18 protein-coding genes and 1 tRNA gene are annotated in these 17,733 nt (G+C 64.8%); 4 read left to right on the top strand and 15 right to left on the bottom strand.

Features of this window, described 5'->3' with window-relative positions; genetic code table 11:
• Positions 1-14 precede the first annotated feature (14 nt).
• Positions 15-875 carry a MaoC family dehydratase N-terminal domain-containing protein gene (locus FYB76_RS11350; RefSeq protein ID WP_154133697.1) on the bottom strand — a complete coding sequence of 287 codons (861 nt, stop codon included), beginning with the start codon at positions 873-875 and terminating at the stop codon, positions 15-17.
• A 295-nt stretch (positions 876-1,170) separates the two neighbouring features.
• Between FYB76_RS11350 and FYB76_RS11345 the strand changes: the two genes are divergently transcribed.
• The gene (locus FYB76_RS11345; protein ID WP_088753459.1) at positions 1,171-2,109 is read left to right on the top strand and encodes a LysR substrate-binding domain-containing protein; all 939 of its coding nucleotides are present in this window, start codon (positions 1,171-1,173) and stop codon (positions 2,107-2,109) included.
• A gap of 21 nt (positions 2,110-2,130) precedes the next feature.
• On the opposite strand, the gene FYB76_RS11340 is transcribed toward FYB76_RS11345, so the two are convergent.
• On the bottom strand, positions 2,131-2,895 hold the full coding sequence (locus FYB76_RS11340) for a sulfite exporter TauE/SafE family protein (RefSeq protein WP_154133696.1): 765 nt from the start codon (positions 2,893-2,895) through the stop codon (positions 2,131-2,133).
• 12 nt (positions 2,896-2,907) lie between these two features.
• Between FYB76_RS11340 and FYB76_RS11335 the strand changes: the two genes are divergently transcribed.
• The 3 genes from FYB76_RS11335 (at position 2,908) to FYB76_RS11325 (ending at position 4,142) form a co-directional block, all read left to right on the top strand.
• Positions 2,908-3,054: a hypothetical protein gene (locus FYB76_RS11335; RefSeq protein WP_154133695.1), complete on the top strand. Its 147-nt coding sequence runs from the start codon at positions 2,908-2,910 to the stop codon at positions 3,052-3,054.
• 96 nt (positions 3,055-3,150) lie between these two features.
• Positions 3,151-3,939 (top strand): SDR family oxidoreductase, encoded by a 789-nt coding sequence (locus tag FYB76_RS11330; protein WP_154133694.1) that lies wholly within the window; start codon positions 3,151-3,153, stop codon positions 3,937-3,939.
• Between the two features lie 113 nt (positions 3,940-4,052).
• Positions 4,053-4,142, top strand: a tRNA-Ser gene (locus FYB76_RS11325).
• 184 nt (positions 4,143-4,326) lie between these two features.
• Here the strand turns inward: FYB76_RS11325 and FYB76_RS11320 are convergent.
• The 13 genes from FYB76_RS11320 to FYB76_RS11260 all read right to left on the bottom strand — a co-directional run bounded on the left by FYB76_RS11320 (position 4,327) and on the right by FYB76_RS11260 (position 17,733).
• The gene (locus tag FYB76_RS11320) at positions 4,327-5,994 is read right to left on the bottom strand and encodes a methyl-accepting chemotaxis protein (RefSeq protein WP_154133693.1); all 1,668 of its coding nucleotides are present in this window, start codon (positions 5,992-5,994) and stop codon (positions 4,327-4,329) included.
• Between the two features lie 200 nt (positions 5,995-6,194).
• A complete protein-coding gene (locus FYB76_RS11315) occupies positions 6,195-7,268 on the bottom strand; it encodes a porin (RefSeq protein WP_088753455.1) in 1,074 nt (357 codons plus the stop codon).
• 300 nt (positions 7,269-7,568) lie between these two features.
• Positions 7,569-8,516, bottom strand: coding sequence for a PDR/VanB family oxidoreductase (locus FYB76_RS11310; protein ID WP_154133692.1), 948 nt, complete (start codon positions 8,514-8,516; stop codon positions 7,569-7,571).
• 61 nt (positions 8,517-8,577) lie between these two features.
• Positions 8,578-9,021: a RidA family protein gene (locus FYB76_RS11305; protein WP_154133691.1), complete on the bottom strand. Its 444-nt coding sequence runs from the start codon at positions 9,019-9,021 to the stop codon at positions 8,578-8,580.
• Positions 9,018-10,067: an aromatic ring-hydroxylating dioxygenase subunit alpha gene (locus FYB76_RS11300; protein ID WP_154133690.1), complete on the bottom strand. Its 1,050-nt coding sequence runs from the start codon at positions 10,065-10,067 to the stop codon at positions 9,018-9,020. The genes FYB76_RS11305 and FYB76_RS11300 overlap by 4 nt, the downstream gene beginning before the upstream one ends.
• Positions 10,068-10,107: 40 nt before the next feature.
• On the bottom strand, positions 10,108-10,341 hold the full coding sequence (locus tag FYB76_RS11295; protein WP_006462358.1) for a recombinase-like helix-turn-helix domain-containing protein: 234 nt from the start codon (positions 10,339-10,341) through the stop codon (positions 10,108-10,110).
• Complete coding sequence (locus FYB76_RS11290; RefSeq protein ID WP_088753626.1) at positions 10,341-10,673, bottom strand: hypothetical protein; 333 nt, start codon at positions 10,671-10,673, stop codon at positions 10,341-10,343. Before FYB76_RS11290 ends, FYB76_RS11295 begins: the two co-directional genes overlap by 1 nt.
• Positions 10,674-10,680: 7 nt before the next feature.
• Positions 10,681-11,841: an FAD-dependent monooxygenase gene (locus tag FYB76_RS11285; RefSeq protein WP_154133689.1), complete on the bottom strand. Its 1,161-nt coding sequence runs from the start codon at positions 11,839-11,841 to the stop codon at positions 10,681-10,683.
• 35 nt (positions 11,842-11,876) lie between these two features.
• Positions 11,877-12,848, bottom strand: coding sequence for a VOC family protein (locus FYB76_RS11280; RefSeq protein WP_154133688.1), 972 nt, complete (start codon positions 12,846-12,848; stop codon positions 11,877-11,879).
• A 34-nt stretch (positions 12,849-12,882) separates the two neighbouring features.
• On the bottom strand, positions 12,883-14,358 hold the full coding sequence (locus FYB76_RS11275) for an aldehyde dehydrogenase (protein WP_195724621.1): 1,476 nt from the start codon (positions 14,356-14,358) through the stop codon (positions 12,883-12,885).
• A gap of 28 nt (positions 14,359-14,386) precedes the next feature.
• Positions 14,387-15,187 (bottom strand): aspartate dehydrogenase, encoded by an 801-nt coding sequence (locus FYB76_RS11270; protein ID WP_088753624.1) that lies wholly within the window; start codon positions 15,185-15,187, stop codon positions 14,387-14,389.
• Between the two features lie 10 nt (positions 15,188-15,197).
• Positions 15,198-16,916 carry a thiamine pyrophosphate-binding protein gene (locus FYB76_RS11265; RefSeq protein ID WP_154133687.1) on the bottom strand — a complete coding sequence of 573 codons (1,719 nt, stop codon included), beginning with the start codon at positions 16,914-16,916 and terminating at the stop codon, positions 15,198-15,200.
• Positions 16,909-17,733: an SDR family oxidoreductase gene (locus FYB76_RS11260; protein ID WP_195724619.1), complete on the bottom strand. Its 825-nt coding sequence runs from the start codon at positions 17,731-17,733 to the stop codon at positions 16,909-16,911. The genes FYB76_RS11265 and FYB76_RS11260 overlap by 8 nt, the downstream gene beginning before the upstream one ends.

The raw sequence follows: 17,733 nt of genomic DNA, 5'->3' as shown, positions 1-17,733 counted from the left end.
TGATTTTCCTGGTGTCAGTCCAGCAAGGCGTCGGCCTGCATCGCCAGTTCGCCCCGTTCGTTCTGCGCCCACAGCGCTACGCTCTTGCCATCGGCAGCGGGCTTGCCGCAGAGCGTGAAGGGCTCGGTATCAAACAGCGTGCCCACCGAGCGGAAGTTGAACTCGCGCATCACCGCCTGCGGCATTTCGCGCGCCACCAGGTCAGCCAGCAAGGTGGCGATGAGCGGACCATGGACGATGAGGCCGGGATAGCCCTCCACCCCGGTGACATAACTGCGGTCGTAATGGATGCGATGGCCGTTGAAGGTCAGCGCCGAATAGCGAAACAGCAGCACCGGATCAGGCTCCACGCGGCGCGACCAGCGCGCATCGCCGGGTGCGCTCTTGGGCAGCACCACCGGTGCGCCCGGCTGCGGCAGGTCACGATAGACGATGTCATGCTCTTCGGTCAGGCATAGCTGGCCGTGGTGACGGACGGTGTGCTGCACGGTGACGAAGGCGAGCGCACCGGTGCGTCCCTGCTTGACGTCCACACTGGCGATGCGCGAGACCTTCTCGGCCGCAGCGCCAATGGGCAGCGGTGCCGCAAACCGCAGCCGTCCCCCGGCCCACATGCGGCGCGGCAAGGGCACCGGCGGCAGGAAACCGCCGCGCTGCGGATGGCCATCCGCGCCGACTTCGGACTGGCGGCACACGCTCCAGAAATAGATCCAGTGCCACAGCGGCGGCAACGCGTCACCGGCCAGCGGTTGGCGTGGACCGTCCAGCGTCGCCGCCAGCGCTGCCGCCAGGGCCGGGCTGATCTGGTCGTGGCGCGTTTCGGTCTTGTCCAGCCACTGCCGCAGCAGGGTGAGATCGAGGTCGGGGTGCGACATGTCTCCTCGCATCGTTGTTGTTGATTGGGCGCCAGTCTGTGGCGTCCCCACGCCGAGGACAATCTGTATTTTTGGAAGGGGGGCTTACGCAGAAGTGAAGTCATGCGCAGCAAAAGGATGCGGCATCGCATCACAAGTCGGCCACATTTCAGGCCATGCAGCGACCCAAATCGGCGTACCATGGGCAGCCAACGAGAGCACGCGCGCACCATTGGTGACAGCGTGCCGCAACATGGGATGGACAAGCCTGCCGCAGCGCAGCTGCCCTCCTCACCGATTCTTTCCGGGAGACATCATGCTTTTCGACCTGACCGACCTGCGCCTGTTCATCCTGATCGCCGAACTCAACAGCTTGACCCGCAGCGCCGAGCGCATGAATCTCTCGCTGGCCGCCACCAGCAATCGCATCAAGGAACTGGAAACGCGCTTTGGCACCCGCCTGCTCTATCGCGAGAGCAAGGGCGTACAGCTCACGCCGGCCGGGCACACCCTGCTGCATCATGCGCAGCTCTTCATGCAGCAGGTAGAGCACTTGAAGAGCGACATGCAGCAGTACAACAACGGCATCAAGGGCTACATCCGCATCTTCGCCAACACCACGGCGGTGACCGAATTCATGCCCGAGATCCTGGGCAAGTTCCTGGCCAGGCATCCGCAGGTCAACGTCGCGCTCGAGGAGCGGCTGAACCACGATATCCTGCGCGGCATCCAGGAAGGCACGGCCGATATCGGCATCGTGGCCGGCCCGGTGCAGGGGGATGGGCTGCAAGTGCTCAACTTTTCCACTGACCGCCTGGTGCTGGCCACCGCGCTGGAACATCCGCTGGCGGGTGCGGGCAGCCTTCCCTTCCTCGACACGCTGGAGTACGAACACATCGGCCTGCACGAGGGCAGCACGCTGCATCACTTCCTCAACAAGATCGTTTCCGGGCATGGACAGCGGCTCAAGCTGCGCATCCAGGTACGCAGCTTTGAAGCCATGTGCCGCATGATCGAAACCAATGTCGGCATCGGCATCATGCCGCGCTCGGCGGCGCAGCGGCATCAGCAGACCATGCAGTTGTCGGTGGTGGAACTGAACGATCCGTGGAGCGTGCGCGAGCGCAGCATGGTGTTCCAGGCCATGGAGACCCTCTCGCCCCACGCGCGCAACCTGGTCGACTTCATCCGCGAGCAGATGAGCCAGCAGTCCAATGAGGTCGAACCCGCCGTCCTTGAGAAAAAATTCGCTTGAGTCCCTCCGGCGAAGACAACCTCAGCCGGCGATCAGCATCCACACCGACAGCAGCAACAGCGCCGCGCAGAAGAGGATGCGCAGGCGCCGTTCCGGCAGGTGGTGCGCCAGCGCCACGCCCCAGGAAATGCTGAGCACGCCGCCCAGCGCCATGGGAATGCCCACCGACCAGTCCACATGGCCGGCCTGCGCATAGGTCCACAGGGCCACCAGGGTGCCGGGCGTGACCATGGCCAGCCCCAGGCCTTGCGCTGCGGTCTGGGTGACACCGAACAAGGCCGTCAGCAAGGGCACTGCAACGATGGCGCCGCCCACGCTGAAGAAACCGGCCGACGCCCCGGCGGACATCCCGACCAGCGGGATATAGCGGCGCGACAGGAGCACCGACGACTCCACGCTGCGCTTGTTGCGCAACAGCGTCCACAGGTAATACAGCGCCAGCAGCCCCATGAAGGCGGCGAAGCAGACATGCAGGCTGCGCGCGGCCATGGAGGTGGCGATGCGAGCCGAGACGTAGGTGGTGAAGACGGCCGGCACGCACATCATGGCAGCGGTACTCCATTGGATGTGATTGCGCTGCTTGTAGCGCCAGAAGGCGATGACGACGTTGGGCACGATCATCACCAGTGCCGTGCCCTGGGCCAGTTGCTGGTCCATGCCGTAGAGGTAGCCCAGCACGGGGATGGCGATGAGACCGCCGCCTATCCCGAAGAGACCACCCATGGCGCCCAGCAGGCCGCCGAGCAGGAAGTTGACTACGCCGGAGAAAAACAAGGAAGCCGTCATCGGTGTACAGTGATGCCTCTGCTGGCCGGCTGCAGGATGCAGCGGCCGCATCGAAGGATAAAAAAGGAGACTGACATGAGCGGCGTCATCGTGTTTGCGCTGGAGATGGGCGTGGTTGCCCTCATTGCGCTGGCCATCTACATGGTACTGAAGAAGTAGCGCCGCCCGTCAGGCCCGACAGTGTAGCGCAGCCGGCCAAGGCTGTCCCGGCGGTCTGCGCAGCCATACAATCCCCCCTCAGCAAAGGAAGACAGAATGGATCTCGGCATCAAAGGTAAAACCGCCCTCGTCTGCGCATCGAGCAAGGGCCTCGGCCGCGCCTGCGCGCTCTCGCTGGCGCGCGAAGGCGTACACGTCACGCTGCTGGCACGCGGAGCGGAGGCACTGGAAGCGACGGCCCAGGCCATCCGCACCGAGACCGCCGCCACCGGTGCCATCATCACCACCGTGGCGTGCGACATCACCACCCCGGAAGGACGGGCCCAGGCGCTGGCCGCCTGCCCTGCCCCGGACATCCTCGTGACCAATGCCGGCGGCCCCAAGCCGGGCGATTTCCGTGAGTGGACGCGGGACGACTGGATTGCGGCGGTAGACGCCAACATGCTCACGCCCATCGAGCTGATCAAGGCGACGGTCGATGGCATGATCGCGCGCGGCTTCGGGCGCATCGTCAATATCACTTCCAGCGCGGTGCGGGCACCGATCGATATCCTGGGGCTCTCCAATGGCGCTCGCTCGGGGCTGACGGGTTTTGTGGCGGGGCTGGCGCGCAAGACGGTGGCACATAACGTGACCATCAACAACCTGCTGCCGGGGCCGTTCGAGACCGATCGCTTGCGTTCCACTGCAAGCGGTGCGGCCAAGGAGAGCGGGCGCACGGTTGATGAGGTGCTGGCCGATCGCCGCAAGCTCAATCCTGCGGGTCGTTTTGGCGATCCGGCCGAGTTCGGGGATGCATGCGCTTACCTGTGCAGCGCGCAGGCGGGCTTCATCACGGGGCAGAACCTGTTGATGGATGGCGGGGCTTATCCTGGGACATTCTGAGGCGCGCCTGGCTTGGCCGGGCATTGCTTGCCGCAAGGGGTGGATGCAAAGCAAGTGATGTGATGTATAATGCGGCCCTCGTGCGACGGGCGCCATGCCCGGCTGCCACGCAAGGAGGTTTGGGTGAGTGGTTTAAACCAGCAGTCTTGAAAACTGCCGACGGGGTGACCCGTCCGTGAGTTCGAATCTCACAGCCTCCGCCAGGACATGATGAAAACGGGCCCGAACGGGCCCGTTTTTCGTTTGATCCCCCCTGAGGAAAATGTCGTTTGCACGTCAAGTGCCGGGCCGATTCCCTTGAAGCGTGCACATGCATGCTGATGCTCCACAACTTCAAGCCGCCTGAAACAGCACCTCTTTTAGACTCCCCGCCAAGGCGGCACCAGGTTACTGGATGAGCTTCGCTGCCATCTGCGGACTGGTCGCCACGCTGGTGCCAAATTTCGGCAAGACCGACACGGCAGTCTCATCTTCCACCTCGGCGACCTGCAGCATCGTCCGCTGCGCTCGTGCGTCCTGCAACCGGAATATACCCACCAGCTCCCGGAGCCGCTGAGATTGGTCCTGCAAGGACTTGGCTGCGGCGGCGGCCTGCTCCACCAGCGCTGCATTCTGCTGGGTGGTTTCATCCATGTGGGTGATGGCGTGATTGACCTGTTCAATACCGGCGCGCTGCTCCTGCGTCGCCATGCTGATCTCACCGACGATATGCGACACCCGTCGCACGCTGTCCACCACCTCGCCCATGGTCGCACCGGCCTGTACCACCAGGCGTCCACCGGCATCAACCTGCGCCACCGAATCATCGATCAGTACCTTGATCTCCTTGGCCGCCGTGGCCGAGCGCTGCGCCAGCGAACGCACTTCCGATGCCACCACCGCAAAGCCCCTGCCCTGCTCGCCAGCACGCGCCGCTTCCACTGCCGCGTTGAGCGCCAAGATATTGGTCTGGAATGCGATGCCGTCGATCACGCCGATGATGTCGACGATGCGGCGCGAGGCCTCGCTGATGCCCTGCATGGTGCTCACCACCTGCTGCACCACTTCGCCGCTGCGCGCCGCCACGCCGGAGGCATCCGAGGCCAGCTGGTTGGCCTGCTGCGCGTTCTCGGCATTCTGGCGCACGGTGGAAGTCAGTTCCTCCATGGCCGCCGCCGTTTCTTCCAGTGCGCCGGCCTGCTGCTCGGTGCGCGCCGACAGGTCCAGGTTGCCGTCGGCGATCTCGGCCGAAGCGGTGGCGATGGTTTCAGCCCCTCCGCGTACATCGGCCACGATGCGCGTGAGACTGCCGTTCATCTGGCGCAGCGCCTCCAGCAACTGGCCGATCTCGTCCCGCGCGCCGGTCCGGATCTCGCTGCACAGGTTGCCGTCAGCCACGTGCTGCGCCACCTCTACCGCATGACGTACAGGGCGCGTGATGGAACGCGTGGTCCACCAGGCAAAGCCGCCACCCAGCAACACCGCCAACGCAGCGATGGCCAGCATGACCAGGGTCTTGCCGTGGTACTGGTCGGCGGCCTCCTGGCCGCTGCGCTCCATCATCATGGTGCCCACGGAAATATAGCTTTTGAGGCGGGCAATGTACTTGTCCTGGTCCTGGCGCAGGCTGGTCATCAGCAGCTCGGTAGCATCCATGGTGGCTCCGGTGGAGGCCAGCTGCAGGAAGCGTTGCTGGCCCTGCCGATAGTTGGCGCGCAGGGCGAGTATCTCGGCGAAGGACTTGCGCCCCTGCTCGCTGGACAGGCGCGCCTGCAATTTGCCGAGGTCGTCGCCGATGGCGACTTCGCCCTTGTCGATGCGGGCGATTTCCTCGACCAGCTTCTGGTGGTCGTCCAGCAGCAGCAGGTTGCGCATGGCGCTGGCGTTCTCGCTGATGCGCAAGAGCACGTCATTGGCCAGCAAGACCTGCGGGTAGCGGTCTTCGACGATCTGGCGCGTGCCGTGGTGCAGCGTGGACAGGCTGGCGATGGCCAGCCAGGTGATCCCGACCAACAGCGCCAGTACCAGTCCGAAGCCCAGTCCAAGACGGGCGCCCAGTTTGAGATTTGCAATCATGAGGCTTTCTCCGCAACGCAAGAATGCCGGGGGAAGATGCCCTGATGCCCACCGGCAATGAATTCGGTTTGGATAAAAAAATGGCGGAGAAAGAGGACTTCCTCCGCCCAAGGCACTACGAAGCACCACCCCGCTCCAGGGGCGGCGCACGCAAGACAAGACTATTTACAGAAGGTCATGCCAGCCATCCGAAGATGGCCTTAGAACGAGTGGTGCATGCCGAGGGTGGTGACCAGCTGGCCCCGGCCGCCGGAGACCCCGGTGGCACCGCCTGCACCCGTGCCGTTCATGACGGCAAAGCGCGCATCGCCGCCGGCTCGCTGGTAGGCTGCCTGCACGTACCACTGGGTGCGCTTGGAGAACTCATGCACGTGCGACAGGCTGAAGGTGTTCCAGCGCGCGCCTTCCAGTTTGGACAGGCCATAACCGAAGTTGATGGTGTCCAGCGTGGCATAGCGCCAGGCTGCGCCCAGGTCCAGGTTCTTCTGCTTGGGCGTGGCGCCGCTGGGCATGGACAGCTTGACCTGGGTGTAAGCGGTGTTCAGGCGCACGCTGCCGATGGTGTAACCCAGTCCGCCGGCGGTGGTGGTCAGGCTGTTGAAGACCGTACCGGCATTGCCCAGGCCGACGCTGGTGAGGAAGGCCCCGGCATAGCCGGCAGCACGGTTGTTCAGCTTGGAATACGCCAGCGCCGCACGGAACGGGCCATTGGTATAGGTACCACCGGCACTGACGTTGCGACCGTTGCTGCTGTCTCCTGCCACTTCGCCGAAGCCGTACATCAGGCTGCCCTGGAAGCCGCCTGCGGTGGGCGAGGTATAGCGCACCGCATTGTCGAACTGGTAGGTGTTGGCCAGGCTGTCCAGGTTACCCGGGTGGAACAGGTACCAGTTGGTCAGCTGGAAACCGTTGGACAGCTTGCCCACGTAGTCGAACACGACGTCGGGCATGTGACCCAGGGTCACCGCGCCGAAGTCGCCGGACAGGCCGATGGTGCTGTAGCGGTTGAACAGCTTGGAGGAATTGGGCGTGGCGCCGGTGTCGGTGTAGAAGCCGGCTTCCAGCTGGAAGATCGCCTTCAGATTGCCGCCCAGGTCCTCGACACCACGAAAGCCGATACGATCCGGCTGCATCGTGCCCTGATCCAGGCGCGACACCGATCCGCCATTGAGGTTGTTGATATAGGCCACGCCAGCATCGAGGCTGCCGTAGATGGTGACGCTGCTCTGCGCAAAAGCGCCTGCCGACAGGCAGGATGCCGCTGCGGCAATCATTAACTTCTTCATCAAACTCCCCTTCAACGAATAAAGTCCAAACACGCGGCCAGGCCGCATTCACTCACTGCTCTCCGGCGCCCCGTGCGCAGGAAAGGTGACTTCTGCAGGCAAGCGCTGCGCCCTGCGCCACATGGCTGGCAGGGGCCGCTCGCCCAGTGCAGCGTGATCCGGCGTTGTTTGTTCCACCTATGGATCAACGTTCCACTAAATTCATCAGGCTCAAAAAAATGCCCGGTGCCTAAGCACGGGCATGTGGCCGGGCGAACCTTGCCCGGGCCGCGTTGCCTTCAGGTCCTGCTACAGGTCCAGCACCAGGCGTTGTCCTTTGCAGCCGGACACGCACACCATCATGGTCTTGCCGGAAGCGCGCTCGGCCTTGCTGAGCACGCCGTCGCGATGTTCCAGCTCACCCTCCAGCACCCTGGTCTCGCAGGCGCCGCAAACCCCTTCGCGGCAGCTGTGGTCGACGGTGATGCCGGCATCGAGCAAAGCGTCCAGCAACGACTTGCCGGCCGGGACGGTGATGCTGGCGTTGCTGCGCGCCAGCTCGGCCACGTAGCTGCCGGTCTGGACCGCCTCTACCTTTTCGGCGGCAAAGCGTTCGATGTGGACGTTGGGCAGACCCAGGTCTTCGCACAGGCTTTCGAAGGCGTTGAGCATGGGTGTCGGGCCGCAGCAATAGAAATGTGCGTCCTTCGGATGCGCGGCGAGGAAAGCCCGCAGGTCAGGTGGAGCGCCGGCCTCGTCATCGAAATGGCTGGACACACCGGGCTGGCCCAGCAGCTCGGCGGTGAATGCCGCTTCCTTGCGGGAGCGGGCGCAGTAGTGCAACACCGCTTCGCGACCCTGGGCGCGCAGGTGGTGATACATGCAGGAGATCGGCGTGATGCCGATGCCACCGGCGATCAGCACAGACAATGGTGCTGCTGCTTCCAGCGGAAAATTGTTGCGCGGCGCCGAGATGGTGAGGCTGGTACCTACCCGCAGTTGTTCATGCACATAGCGCGAGCCACCGCGACTGCCACGGTCGTTGAGCACACCGACCACATAGCGATGCCGTTCGGCCGGCGAGTTTGCCAGCGAATAGCTGCGTACCAGGCCATTGCCCAGATGCAGGTCGATATGCGCACCCGCCTCGAAGGCCGGCAGCTCGCCGCCTTCGGGCAGGCGCAGTTCGACGCTGACCACACCTTGCGCTTCAAAGCGCATGGCCTGCACGCGCACGGAAATAAGAGGACTGCTCATGAATGCACCACCATCACATCAGATTGTTCAAACCGCGTCATGCCACTTGCAGCCGCTTGCATCAACCGGCCACTGCTTGCCGCAGGTCGGCACCCAGCCGCGCAAAGGCATCGATCTCGACGGTCAGCTCAGGAAACACCAGCGCGCTCACCGCTACCAGCGTCGAGCACGGATAAGGCGTGCCGAAGAAGTCGCGCCGGGCACGTCCCACCTCGTCCTTGTGCGCGATGTCGGTGACGTAGATCACCAGCTTGGTGATACTGCCGATGCTGCCGCCAGCGGCCTCCACCAGATCGCGGATCTTGCCCAGCACCACCAGCGTCTGCTGGTAAGGGTCCAGCGTCTGCTGGCGGGAGGCCGGATGTGCGGTCATGCCGGACATCACGACCTCGTCGCCCACCACCAGGCAGTTGGACCAGGTGGCCGAGGCCAGTTCAGGGACCTTGTCGGTCTTCACATGGCGCACGGTGACCGGGCTGGCGGCCTGGGGCAGGCGCTGGCTCATGCCGCCTTCACCGGCACCTTGGCCGCGGCCAGCTGTTCTTCCCGCTCCAGCTGGGCCTTGGCCAGGCTGCGCAGGTGACGACGCAGGCGCACGATGCCCATGTCGTGCTGGTACAGCATCTCGCGCTGGTTGGCGTCGGGCTCCATCAGTTCCAGTACCACACGGTCCTGCTCCAGCACGTTCCAGTGGCGCGCTTCCAGGCGATTGCGGTAAAGGAAGCGCCAGGTATCGCGCTGCCAGCCGGACAGCTTGCGGCAGCGCCAATGGAATACCGCAGCGATGTTGTCCACGATGGGGGTGTAGCTGCCGATGATGACGAAGCTGCCACCCGGGCCACCGGTCTTGGGATACGGAATGGCCAGCCGCATCCAGTGCAGGTCGGTGTCGCCCCACTCGGTCCAGTCGAAGTTGACGTCGCGTTGGCCTTCCTTTTCGAAGATAAAGCCGATGTCGGTCTCGCGGATGCCGAAACTGGCGGTGTTGTCGCCTTCGGCCATGGAGTGCGACTGCTTGTGCAGGAACGTGCCGTGCATCGGGTCCATCACGTTGTCCAGTACATAGCGGTAATCACCCTTCCATTCGGTGTAGCACAGGAAGTTGGAATACTCGGGGCTGGTCAACTCTTCCGGCAGGCGCAGCGGCGGCGGGGTGTCGACGTCTTCCAGGCTGTTGTAGAGGAAGATGGCACCGGCCGCTTCGGTCACATGGAAGCGACGCGTGGCCTTGGCCCCTTCCAGCTTGCAGCCGGGGCTGCCGGGTACGCTGGTGACAACGCCGTCGAAGCGCACCTGCACGCCGTGGTAGCCACAGGCGATGCGGTCCCCCATGGGGATGCCCATGGACAGCGGCGCGCCACGGTGCGGGCAGTGGTCTTCCAGGGCATGCAGCTTGCCCGATGGCTCGCGCCAGAACACGAACTTCTTGCCCAGGCGGCGCAGCGAGACCGGCTTCTCGGCCACGAACTCGGACGGGCAGATCGGGTACCACAGGTCTTTCAGGCCGACGGCGAGGACCGCATCGACGGGATCATTGGCGGTGGTTCTCATTTGGATACTCTCCTGTAAGCTGGCTTGGCGTCTGGACGGATCAGGCGGCCAGGCGGGCAATCTCTTCCTGGAAGTTGGCGGCGGTCCACACGCCCTGGTTGTAGGGGCAGCTCGGGCCGGTACGGTTCAGGTGTGCCACCAGCGCATCCAGTTCGTGGATGCCAGCGGCGTAGGCGCGCTCGATGGAATCGCCCAGCAGGTCTTCGAACTGGGTCGGCGCACGGCGACGTGCCTGGTGCGGATTGAGATAGACATCGGTAACAGTTGCAACCATCATTGGCCTCCATTTCTGACGCGCTCGCGGATACGCTCGCGCACGGGAACAAAATCGTAAGTGGGGTAGCACTCGGTACGGAACACGCCCCAGGCCGAGCGCTCCAGCTCGACATTGACTTGCGGCAGCAGCGCCGGCGGCAGCGCCAGGGTGACGATCTGGCCCAGGCCCATGGCCACGGTCCAGGACACCACGCGACAGCCTTCCACCGGGAAGCGCTCCCACCAGTCCATCTGCTTCATGTGCGCCTGGATCTGCTCCAGGTTCTTCGACTGGTCATGCCTGAGCAAGATGGTCAGGAGCATGTGGTCGCAGCGGGTCTCTGCACTCATCGCGTGCTCACGCAGGGACGGCGGCGGATTCGGGCCGGGCATCCAGCGGCGTGCTCCAGGCGTCATAGCCGTAGACCCAGTCGGCGTTGCCGCCCTCGCGAAGCCAGTTGTTGCCGCGTGAACCGACCTGGATCTTCGAGGCACGCTCCATGCGCAACTGCTCATAGGCATGCAAGGATCCTGCCACCTGCTCCAGCGTGGTCACCTTGGCCAGGCAGCGCGCCAGCACCACTGCATCCTCGATGGCCATGCCGGCGCCCTGCGCCATGAAGGGCATCATTGGATGGCAGGCATCGCCCAGCAGCGCCATGTTGCCGCGTGCCCAGGCCGGCAACGGATCGCGTTCATACAGCGCGGTCTTGAGCACTTCGTCGCAGGCGTCCAGCAAGGCCGTGGCATCGGGATGGAAACCGGCGTAGCTGTCGCGCAGTTCCTGCACGTTGCCCGGGGTGGTCCAGGATTCCAGGTGCCAGCTTTCCTGCGCGGTGGTAGCGAAGATGAAGATGTCTTGACCGCGATTGAGCGGGAAGGTCACGATCTGGCTTTCCGGGTTCGGCCCCCACCACTTGGTGAAGGCCTGCAGGTTCGGCACGCCGGCCACGCGGGAGGCCGGCACCACCGCACGAAAGGCCACCACCCCGGTGAAACGCGGGCTCTCGGCGCCGAACATGGCCGTACGCACGGCGGAGTGGATGCCATCGCCGCCGATGAGTACATCCACGCGGTCGGTGCTGCCATCGGCAAAGTGCAGGTGGATGCCATCGCCCTCTTCGCTGATGTTTTCGGCGCGACGGGCAAAGCGCACTTGCTCCAGCGGGAATACTTCGGCCAGCGCTGCCAGCAGGTCGGCACGGTGGATGGTCAGTTGCGGTGCGCCGTATTTTTCTTCGGCGGTGTCGCCCATGGCCAGGCGCGAGGTTTCCTCGCCACTGTCCCAGGTGCGGCTGATGCGGTGGGTAGGACGGGCAGCGGTACGGCGCACGGCCTCGCCGATGCCCAGGCCGTCCAGGGCCCGTACCGCGTTGGGAGTGAGGTTGATATCCGCGCCCACGCGCAGGAATTGCTTGGACTGTTCATACACCACCACCTCGTGGCCAGCGCGCTGCAAGGCGATGGCGGCGGTCAGGCCACCGATGCCGGCGCCCAGGATTCCAATCTTGAAGGACATCTGGATTTCCTTTCTACAAATGAAGGATGGCCGTCTTACTTGCCGGCCGGCGCACGGTCGGTCAGGAACTTGCCGCTGGGGCCTTGCGCATTCTTCTGGCGGCGGGTGTTGCCGTCGATGCCGCCATCGATGGCCCATTCGGCGAACACGGTCGGACCGGGTTCGAAGTCACACGGCTCCCAATGGGCATCGAGCTGGTCTTCGTCGGCGTAGTATTCGATCAGGCCGCCGGCCGGATTCTTGAAGTACCAGAAGTAGGCCGAGGAAATCGGATGACGGCCCGGGCCCAGCTGCGTCTCCCAGCCCAAGCGCGACATGTGCATGCCACCACCGAAGACCTCATGGATGTCGCGCACGGTGAAGGCCACGTGGTTCAAGCCCGCACGTGCCTCCGGCGGTTGCAGCAGGAAGATATCGTGATGGCCACCGACATCGGCGCAGCGCAGGAAGGCGCCGCGTTCCGGATAGCGGTCCGAGGGCACGAAGCCGAAGTTGTCGCAATAGAAGCGTTCGCAGGCCTTGACGTCCTTGACGAAGAACACCACGTGACCCACCTCGATGGGTGCAGCACGTTCATAGATCGGGCTGCGCTGGTTGACGCGGTTCTTTTCGTTCCAGGTGTTCATGCGGGCGCATTCGACCTCGACATCGCGCTTGACTGACACCTGGAAGCGTACTGCCAGTCCGTTCGGATCGGTGCAGCCGACGCGCTTGCCGTCATTGACATAGCCCGGCAGAGCCGCGATGCGGCTGGCGAACTTGTCCAGCACGGCGGCCGAGGACACGCCCCACACTACCTCGCGCAGGGTCGGTCCGGCTTCGATGGCCGGCGGCAGGCCCGGGTCGGCACTGTCACGCACGATGACGCGGCAGCCGTTCTGCGATTCGAAGACCAGTTCGGCCGCGCTTTCCAGCGCCAGTTGCATACCCCAGTCGAGGAAGAACTGGCGGCAGGTCGGCAGGTCGTCCGCGCCGTAGATGATTTCGTCGATACCCAATACGTCCATGTGATTCTCCAATACGTGTTCAGCGGGCGGCGCTTCAACCGGCCCAGGGCAAGGGCTGTTCGTTCATGCCCCAGTACATGGCCTTCTGCTCCATGTACTGCAGGATGCCCAGCCTGCCCTTTTCGCGGCCCAGGCCGCTGTCACGCCAGCCTCCGAAGGGGGTCGAGATCGAGAATTGCTTGTAGGTGTTGATCCAGACATTGCCGGCCTGTACTGCGCGGCCGATGCGCCAGGCGCGCTTGTAGTCGCGCGTCCAGATGCCGGCAGCCAGCGCGTAGACGCTGTCATTGGCTTGCCGGATCAGGTCGTCCTCGTCATCGAAGGGCATGGCCACCAGCACCGGTCCGAAGATTTCTTCCTGGCAGATGCGTTGATCATTGCTGAGGCCTTCGATGATGGTCGGCGTGTAGTAGTAACCGCGTTCGAACTTTTCGCCCTTGGGGCGTACGCCGCCGGTGCGGATGCGGCCACCATCGGTCACGCCGATGTCGACGTAGCGTTCGATGCCTTCGCGATGCCGTGCGGTGATCAGCGGTCCCATCTGGGTGCGCTCGTCGGCCGGGTCGCCCACGCGCAATGCGGCGGCACCAGCGGCCAGGCGTTCCATGAAACCGTCGTACAGCGCGCGCGCCACGAACAGGCGCGAGCCGGCGATGCAGGATTCACCGGAACTGCTGAAGATGCCATACAGCACGCCGGCCACGGCGTGGTCGAGATCGGCATCCTCAAACACCATGGTGGGCGACTTGCCGCCCAGTTCCAGCGAGACCGGCATCATCTTGTCGGCGGCGATGTGGGCGATGTGCTTGCCGGTGGTGGTGCCACCAGTGAAGGACACGCGCTTGACCAGCGGGTGCAGGGTGATGGCGTCGCCGATCACCGAGCCCTTGCCCGGCAGCACGCTGATCATGCCAGCCGGTACGCCGGCTTCGATACAGATACGTGCCAGTTCCAGGGCTGCCAGCGGCGTCACTTCGGCCGGCTTGACTACCACTGCATTGCCGGCAGCCAGGGCCGGAGCCATCTTCTGCGCCTCGCTGGCAATCGGTGAATTCCACGGCGTGATGGCGGCCACCACACCCATGGGTTCATACACGCTCATGGTGAGGTTGTCGCCACGCATGGGCGTGAGCGTTTCTTCCAGGGTTTCGCAGGCGGCCGCGAAGAACTGGAAGGTACCGGCAGCGCTGGCCACCAAATTGCGCGTCTCGCTGATGGGCTTGCCATTGTCCAGGCGCTGCATCTGCGCCAGCGCTTCGCCCCGTTCGCGGATCAGTTGGGCCACGCGGTACAGGACGGCGGCGCGCTCGTGCGGTTTCTTCTGCGCCCAGCCGCTGGTCCGGAAGGCGTGGTCGGCACCGGCGATGGCCTCTTCCACATCGGCCACGCTGGCCGCATGGAGGTAGGCCACCGGCTCACCCGTGGCCGGATAGAGCGTCGCATAACGCTCCCCGCCGCCCAGCCGCCATTGGCCGGCGATGCAGATCGGCAGCGTTTCGTTCAGATTCATCATCATGGTTCGCATGTCCTTGCAACGCTCAGATCGACAGCGCATGGGCGCGATTGCCCAAGGCGCGCACGACGCTGTAGACGGTCAGCGCCGAGGTCTTGGGATTGGCCGCCAGCGGCTTGCCGCGCATGGTCAGCTCGAAGCCGCCGAAGGCGCCGCGCGCTTCCACGTAGTGCACGTTCTCGCTCACGCCCGGATCGGCGTACAGGCGCACCCGGGTCTGGTCCAGGCCCAGGCCGGCCAGTGACAGCGTGGCGGCGACGTTGGCGTTCTTGGGATACAGCCGCGCCGCCTCGCGTGCGCTGCCTTCGAAGATGATGGTCGGCTCCTTGAGCGCATCCAGATCGAAGGCAGCCTCGGCCGGCGTATCCTTCCAGGCCTGCGGCGGCTTGCGGCCGGTGTAGACCACCGATTCAAGCCCGCCGACCTTGGCTGCGGCCAGGGCGTCGATGGCGCCGATGGCACCGGAGAGCAACTGCACCTGGGTCTTGCCGGCACGGGCGGCGGCTTCCAGCTGGTCCACCAGGCCGGGTTCGGACAAGGCACCGATGGACACCACCATGCAGGGGATGCCGCGCTCCAGCGCCGGGATGATGTGTTCTGCGATGGCCTGGTGACCGGCGCATTCGATCAGCAGGTCCGGACGTTCCTCTCCCAGCCGCGACACCACCCGGGCCGTCGGCGCCAGCGTAGAGACCGTGCTGCGGGCACGCTCCATGTGCGCCTCCGGCACCACCACCATGTCGAAAGCGACTTCGGGATCACTCTTGAGTATTTCCATGACGCCCACGCCGATGGCGCCGCATCCGATCATTGATACGTGCAGCATGCTCTGCTCCTCAGGCGGTGGCAGCGGTGGCGACAGCGGCAACCACTGCAGCGGCAGCGGCGGCCTTGGCCGTCTCATTGACCGGCGGGCCGGCGAAGACGGTCTTGAAGCTGCCGATGGCCAGCATGTCGATCTCCAGCAGGAACGGGCCCTTCTGCGACAGCGCCTCGTCCAGCACGCCGGCCACCTCGGCCAGGTTGCCTACGCGCTGGTGACGCAGCTTCAGCGCCGAGGACAGTTCGGCATAATCGGGGGTGTGCAGGTCCACGTAATGGCGGCGGCCGCCGTATTGCGCGTCCTGGATATTCTTGATGACGCCGTAGCCCTTGTCGTTCATCAGCACGATCACCATGTCGGCCTGTTCCTGCACGGCCGTGGCCAGCTCACCCAGGTTGAGGATGAAGCCGCCGTCACCGGCCAGGGTGAAGGTCTTCTTGCCGGACTGCGTGACCGCTGCACCGATGGCCGCACCGATGCCCATGGCCAGGCCCTGACCGATGCCGCCACCCAGCGCATGCACGCCGGCACGCGGGTCGAAGATGCGCAGGTAGCGGTTGCCCCAGGTGCTGTTGGAGACGGTGACGTCGCGCACCCAGTTGAACTCGCGCCCGGCAGCCTGCTGCAACTGTTCCACCAGGGCGCTATAGGGGCCAAGGCCATCGACCAGCCCATGCACGGCGGTATCGCGTGCCTTCTGCAGGTCGGCCATGAAGCCTGGATCGACCTTCATTGCAGCCAGGCGATCGGCCAGGCCGGACAGTACCAGCGCCGAATCACCGCAGACGAAATAGTCGCTGGTATAGCAGCGGCCTTCGGCAGCCGGGTCGGCATCCACGCGATACAGCGGGCGCGGCAGTTTCAGCTCGTACTTCAGGGTCTCGTTGCCGCGCAGGCGCGAGCCGACCACCAGCATGGCGTCACAGCTCTGATAGAAATTTTCGACCGGCTTGTGCAGGTTGAAGGCACCCAGCGAGCGCGGATCATCCTCGGCCACGATGCCGCGACCCTGGGTACTGGTCACCACGCCGAAGCCCAGGTCCATCAGGCGCTTTACCTGCGCGCCGGCATGACGCGCCCCGCCGCCCAACCACAGCAGCGGACGCTTGGCCTTCATCAGGCGATCAGCCAGTTCATCCAGCGCGCGCGCCGACGGCACGCTTTGCGGTATGGCCAGCGGCTGCAGGTTGCTGGGCATGGGGATCAGCGCCGCCTGGATATCGATGGGAATTTCCACCGAGACCGGCCCCATCGGCGGGGTCAGCGCAGTCTGCACGGCCAGCTTGATGGTGCTGATGGCAGTCTCCACGCTGCGGATGCGGAAGGCCGCCTTGGAGATGGCCTTGAGCATGCTCAACTGGTCCGGCGCTTCGTGGATGTAGGCCAGGCTCTGGTCCAGGTAAGGCGTCTCGATCTGACCGGTCAGGTGCAGCAGCGGCGTACCGGCGGTCAAGGCCTCCACCATGGCACCGGCGGCATTGCCGGCGGCGGTGCCGGTGGAGGTCAGGCACACGCCCAGGCCACCGGTGGTTCGCGCATAGGCGTCGGCCATGTTGGCCCCGCCCGCTTCGCCGCGGGCCGGGATGAAGCGGATTTTGCCACGCTCGCCGAAGGCGTCGAGGATGGGCATGTTGTGGATCGAGATCACGCCGAAGGCAGCCTTCACGCCGCATTGTTCGAGGAAAGCGGCGATGGCGCAGCCGACGGTCACTTGCTGGTTGGTATTAGACATGGCGGGAAAGTCCTCCGGAAACATCGATATGGCTGCCTGTGGTGTACGAGGAAAGCGGCGTGGCGAGGAACACGATCGCCTGCGCGGCTTCCCGGGGAAGGCCGAGACGGCCGAGTTGAATCTGTTTCTTTGCGGCCAGCGCGGCGGTCCATTGGGCCCAGCTCTGGTCCTGCAGTTCGGCGTCACGCGCGGCATAGCGGCGGCGCCATTGGCCCGATTCCACCAGGCCGATCAAGATGCCATTGACGCGCACGCGGGCGGCTTCGCCAGTGGCCAATTCGGTGGCCAGCGAGCGCACCAGGTTGTGCACGCCGGCGCGGGCGGCGGAAGTGGCTACCATGTGCGGCTCGGGCTGCGTGGCCAGCAGCGAATTGACACAGACGATGGCAGCATCCCCGTGCTGCGCGCTCATGGCCTGCAGTTGCGGCAGGAAGGCGCGGGTCGGGTAGATCACGGAAAAGAATTTCAGGCGCAGCTCTTCGCTCCAGGCCTCGTCGGCGGTATCGGCAAAGGTCGAGACGCGGCCCTGGCCGGCGTTGTTGACCAGCATGGACACCGCGCCCAGGGTGTTTTCCACCGAGGCGGCAAACGCCTGCACCTGCTCCTGCGAGAGCACATCGCAAGGTGCGCTGTACAGGCGGGCCTGCGGGTAGCGCTCGCGCAACGCGGCTTCAGCGTCCTTGAGCCGGGCGCCATCACGGCCGCAGAAGGCCACGGCTGCGCCCGCTTCGAGCAGCAGTTCCACGGTCGCCAGACCGATGCCGGAAGAGCCGCCGGTGACCACTGCCACCTTGCCTTGGAGGGAAGTCATCGCCAT

Source organism: Herbaspirillum sp. CAH-3, from assembly GCF_009668275.1.
GTDB classification, from domain to species: Bacteria; Pseudomonadota; Gammaproteobacteria; order Burkholderiales; family Burkholderiaceae_D; genus Herbaspirillum; species Herbaspirillum aquaticum.
This window is presented reverse-complemented; position numbering and strand designations above follow the sequence as displayed.

Bases quoted from the DNA above. Each gene is read 5' to 3' on its own strand.
- FYB76_RS11350 (WP_154133697.1), bottom strand. From the start codon at position 875: ATGTCGCACCCCGACCTCGATCTCACCCTGCTGCGGCAGTGGCTGGAC.
- FYB76_RS11345 (WP_088753459.1), top strand. From the start codon at position 1,171: ATGCTTTTCGACCTGACCGACCTGCGCCTGTTCATCCTGATCGCCGAA.
- FYB76_RS11340 (WP_154133696.1), bottom strand. From the start codon at position 2,895: ATGACGGCTTCCTTGTTTTTCTCCGGCGTAGTCAACTTCCTGCTCGGC.
- FYB76_RS11335 (WP_154133695.1), top strand. From the start codon at position 2,908: ATGCCTCTGCTGGCCGGCTGCAGGATGCAGCGGCCGCATCGAAGGATA.
- FYB76_RS11330 (WP_154133694.1), top strand. From the start codon at position 3,151: ATGGATCTCGGCATCAAAGGTAAAACCGCCCTCGTCTGCGCATCGAGC.
- FYB76_RS11320 (WP_154133693.1), bottom strand. From the start codon at position 5,994: ATGATTGCAAATCTCAAACTGGGCGCCCGTCTTGGACTGGGCTTCGGA.
- FYB76_RS11315 (WP_088753455.1), bottom strand. From the start codon at position 7,268: ATGATTGCCGCAGCGGCATCCTGCCTGTCGGCAGGCGCTTTTGCGCAG.
- FYB76_RS11310 (WP_154133692.1), bottom strand. From the start codon at position 8,516: ATGAGCAGTCCTCTTATTTCCGTGCGCGTGCAGGCCATGCGCTTTGAA.
- FYB76_RS11305 (WP_154133691.1), bottom strand. From the start codon at position 9,021: ATGAGCCAGCGCCTGCCCCAGGCCGCCAGCCCGGTCACCGTGCGCCAT.
- FYB76_RS11300 (WP_154133690.1), bottom strand. From the start codon at position 10,067: ATGAGAACCACCGCCAATGATCCCGTCGATGCGGTCCTCGCCGTCGGC.
- FYB76_RS11295 (WP_006462358.1), bottom strand. From the start codon at position 10,341: ATGGTTGCAACTGTTACCGATGTCTATCTCAATCCGCACCAGGCACGT.
- FYB76_RS11290 (WP_088753626.1), bottom strand. From the start codon at position 10,673: ATGAGTGCAGAGACCCGCTGCGACCACATGCTCCTGACCATCTTGCTC.
- FYB76_RS11285 (WP_154133689.1), bottom strand. From the start codon at position 11,841: ATGTCCTTCAAGATTGGAATCCTGGGCGCCGGCATCGGTGGCCTGACC.
- FYB76_RS11280 (WP_154133688.1), bottom strand. From the start codon at position 12,848: ATGGACGTATTGGGTATCGACGAAATCATCTACGGCGCGGACGACCTG.
- FYB76_RS11275 (WP_195724621.1), bottom strand. From the start codon at position 14,358: ATGAATCTGAACGAAACGCTGCCGATCTGCATCGCCGGCCAATGGCGG.
- FYB76_RS11270 (WP_088753624.1), bottom strand. From the start codon at position 15,187: ATGCTGCACGTATCAATGATCGGATGCGGCGCCATCGGCGTGGGCGTC.
- FYB76_RS11265 (WP_154133687.1), bottom strand. From the start codon at position 16,916: ATGTCTAATACCAACCAGCAAGTGACCGTCGGCTGCGCCATCGCCGCT.
- FYB76_RS11260 (WP_195724619.1), bottom strand. From the start codon at position 17,733: ATGGCGATGACTTCCCTCCAAGGCAAGGTGGCAGTGGTCACCGGCGGC.